Genomic DNA, 3,738 nt, shown 5'->3' with positions numbered 1-3,738 from the left:
CCACTCAAACGCGCCCAACACCACAACTGGCCACCACCACAACCAGCAACACCCACCATCACCCCGCACGGCAGAACCTAAAGTCACCGGCATTGCCACTAGGGCCTGTCCGGCGGTACCCCCGCCGAGGTCGACGCGGAGCGGGGTTCAGCCCACCGGCTCGTGCTCGGGTGAGCACGACGGCGCGCCGGCCCACCGGTGCAGGGCGGCTTCGAGGCCGGTGACGGCGGCGGTGCCGGTGGTGTCGGAGGCCCAGGCGACCACCCCGTCCGGGCGTACCAGCACCCCGGTCGGCGTCGCGTGGTCGTCGGTCACGCTGCGCACCCGCCCGGGCCGGGCCGCGGCGAGGCGGGCGAACGCGCCGTCCGGCGTGCGGTCGAGCAGCAGGAACCCGCCGCCGTGACCGTGGTCGACCAGACGGGAGCCGTCGCTCAGCCACAGGTCGGGGACGAACCGGCCGACCAGCGGATGGTCACCGGGCAGGTCGATGCGCTGCGTGACACCGGAGATCTTCTTGACCGCGTAGGTCGTGCCGGCCCGGGTGCCCAGCAGGTCGGCGACGACCTCCCGGAGCGCGGCCGACTTGGCGTCCCCGCGCATCACCCCGATCTGGGCCCGCGTCCAGTCCAGCACCCAGGCGCCAAGGGGACGACGCTCGGCGTCGTAGGTGTCGAGCAGCCCTTCGGGAGCCCATCCGGCGACCACGGCACCGAGCTTCCAACCGAGGTTCATCGCGTCACCGACCCCGAGGTTGAGCCCCTGCCCGCCGAACGGCGAGTGCACGTGCGCGGCGTCGCCGGCCAGCAGCACCCGCCCCGACCAGTAGGTCGCGGCCTGGCGGGCGTTGTCCGTCCAGCGGGTCGCGGTGCCGCGCAGCGCGGTCAGCGTGACGTCGGTGCCCGAGACCCGGCGCAGACTGGCCTGCACCTCCTCGAGGGTCACCGGCGCCGAGCGGTCGGCGGGCGCGCCGCCGAACTCCACGGTCACCACCCGCCCGGGCTGTGGCCCGTAGCGGTACGCCCCCCGGGTCGACCACGCCCACCCGTTCACCAGCACCGAGGGGTCGGCGATGTCCACGACCGCCAGGTGTCCGGTGAGTTCGGGGTCGGTGCCGGGGAAGTCGATGCCCGCGAGGCGGCGCACGGTGCTGCGCCCGCCGTCGCACCCGACCAGCCACCTGGTGCGCACCGTGCCGGCGGTGGTGCCGACGAGCACGCCGTCGCCAGTGTCCTCGAGCCCGGTGACCTCCACCCCGCGACGCACCGGTACGCCGAGCCGCGCGACATGGCCGGCCAGCAGCTCCTCCAGCTCGCGCTGCGGCACCATCCTCGCTCCGTCGACCGCGGCGTGCGCGGCGAAGTCGGCGTCGGACCAGTCCACGAGGTCGGCGTCGAGGACCATCCCCGCGAAATGCCCGGTGAACCGCGACTCGCGTGCCCGCCGGTCGCCACCGGGCGCCTGGTCCTCGACCACCCGGGCGAACGACCCCACCCGCTCGAGCATCTCCCGCTGCACCTGTTCGGCGGCGGGCAGCAGGCCGCGGCGGTCGAGCGCCTCGGCCGTCGGCACGTTGATCGCCCCCGCCTTCATCCCCTCGTCCGGCTCGGCCCGTCGCTCGAGCACCTGCACCGTCGCCCCGGAGAGCGCCAGCTCCGCGGCGAGCACGAGGCCCACCGGCCCGGCTCCGACCACGGTCACGTCCACGTCCTGGTTCACGTTCACTGTCACGAACAGTGTTCTATAAACGAACGGCGTTCGTGTCAAGCTAAGATGGTCGGGTGAACCCGAGAGAGCGACGCGCGGCACGCCACCAGCCGCCGAACCCCGAGGCCGAGGCCGCCCCCAGGCCACGGCGCCGCACCGCACCGATCACCGTGGAGCAGGTCGTCGACACCGCGCTGGACATCGTCGCCACGGAGGGTTACGAGGCGCTGACCATGCGCCGGCTGGCCGGCGCGCTCGACACCGGCCCCGCCTCGCTCTACGCCCACGTGGTCAACAAGGCCGACCTCGACGAGCTGCTCATCGGGCGGCTGTGCGCCGGGCTCGTCCTGCCCGAGCCCGACCCCACCACCTGGCGGGAGCAGATCCGCGGCGTGTGCACCCAGGTACGCGACCAGTACCTGAAGTACCCCGGAATCTCCCGCGCCGCGCTCGCCATGGCCCCCACCGACCTCGAGACCGTGCGCGTCACCGAAGGAATGCTGGCGATCCTGCTCGCCGGCGGCGTCGCCCCGCAGGCCGCCGCCTGGGCCGCCGACGCCCTCCTGCTGTACGTGGCCGCCTACTGCCTCGAGAGATCGATCGCGCGCCAGCGGTCAGCAGGTGATGACGCCGCCTGGGTCGTCGACCGCGACGAACTGCTCCGCCGGTTCACCGCCCTGCCCGCCGGGACCTTCCCCCACACCACCCGCCACGCCGCCGAGCTCACCGCCGGCGAGGGCCACGACCGGTTCGACTTCGCCCTCGCCCTGATGATCGACGGCCTCGCACACCGTTAGGGTCCGTCCGGCGGATCCGTTCGGATCAGCCCGGCGTCGCGGGCCCGGGGGATCCACCGGACAGGCCCCCATAGCCGGACAGCGCCGGCCGCGCACCACGCACTAGGCCGTTCGGATCGGTTCTGCCGCGAACGGCTGTGCCGCGCGTGCGGCTGGGGATCCTTCGCGCCGGGGGTAACCCATCGAAAGGATCTTCATGTCAGCTCATCCGCTCTGCCGCGCGGCCCGGGTCGCGGCCATCGCCGCCCTCGCCGTCACCAGCACCGTCAGCGGCGCCGGGACGGCCACCGCCGCCTCCCCCGAGGAGCACCCGGTCCTGTTGAGCGTCAACCGTGCGGGCATCCAGGCGCCGGACAGCCACCAGGGCGGCCTGGTCAGCTTCCGGGTCCAGACCGACGACCCGAACGGCCGCCAGCTCCAGCTGTTGCGCCCGCACGACGGCGTCAGCATGGACCAGGTGCTGCGGGACCTGGCCGACTCGGTCAGCTCCACGCCGTCCACCGCGGCCGCCGGGATCAGGGCGGTCCACGGCGAGGCCGAGGCGCTGGGCGGTGCCATGGTCACCCGGCAGGTGCACGAGCAGTTCACCGAGGAGGTCTCCCCCGGCGCGGTCTACCTGGTGGACCTCACCGCGCTCCGGGCCGACCCGGCCCACCCCGTGGTGAAGACCCTGAACCTGGCCGGCACCAGCGGCCAGAACGCCAACCAGATCCGCTACCCCGACGGCATGGTGATCCAGCAGAGCACCGAGGAGGGTCCGCGGTTCCAGACCGGGACCATGGACCACGCGCACCTGGCCTACCTGGTGCACAACAGCTCGGGCCAGATCCAGGAGATGGAGCTGCGGCCGGTCGTCGCGGGGACCACCGACGACCAGGTGCAGCAGTACCTGGACGAGGTCGCCGACGGCGAGAACCCGGCGTCGCCGTTCACCGGCCCGGGTGTCGGGCTCGGTGGCCTGTCGCCCGACCATCAGGCCGCGGTCCAGGCCCACGGCCTGACGCCGGGCGACTACGTGGTGCTGAGCGAGGTGCCCGACGAGACCACGGGCATGCCGCAGGCCGTCCTCGGCATGCACAAGGTCGTCACCCTGCAGTAGCCGGGAGGAGTCGTGGGGGGGGGGGGGGGGGGGGGGGGGGCGCGCGCGCCGGGGGGGGGCGGCGGGGGGGGGGCGGGGCGCCCCGCGCGGGCGGCGCCCGGGCGGCCCCCCAGAGGGGCGCGGGGCGCGCACGGGGGC

Annotated in this window: 3 protein-coding genes; 2 read left to right on the top strand and 1 reads right to left on the bottom strand. The window is 74.1% G+C overall.

The genetic code is table 11. From position 1 onward, the window contains the following. Positions 1-147 precede the first annotated feature (147 nt). Positions 148-1,728 carry an FAD-dependent oxidoreductase gene (locus ACIGXM_RS27845; protein WP_396565523.1) on the bottom strand — a complete coding sequence of 527 codons (1,581 nt, stop codon included), beginning with the start codon at positions 1,726-1,728 and terminating at the stop codon, positions 148-150. A 50-nt stretch (positions 1,729-1,778) separates the two neighbouring features. On the opposite strand from ACIGXM_RS27845, the gene ACIGXM_RS27840 reads away from it, so the two are divergent. Next, positions 1,779-2,501 (top strand): TetR/AcrR family transcriptional regulator, encoded by a 723-nt coding sequence (locus ACIGXM_RS27840; protein WP_396565521.1) that lies wholly within the window; start codon positions 1,779-1,781, stop codon positions 2,499-2,501. A gap of 196 nt (positions 2,502-2,697) precedes the next feature. Then, positions 2,698-3,600 carry a hypothetical protein gene (locus ACIGXM_RS27835; RefSeq protein ID WP_396565519.1) on the top strand — a complete coding sequence of 301 codons (903 nt, stop codon included), beginning with the start codon at positions 2,698-2,700 and terminating at the stop codon, positions 3,598-3,600. Positions 3,601-3,738 lie beyond the last annotated feature (138 nt).

This window comes from Kitasatospora sp. NPDC052896 (assembly GCF_044547075.1).
GTDB lineage: Bacteria > Actinomycetota > Actinomycetes > Streptomycetales > Streptomycetaceae > Kitasatospora.
Note: the sequence above shows the minus strand (reverse complement) of the source record. Positions and strands in the feature narration are given on the sequence as shown.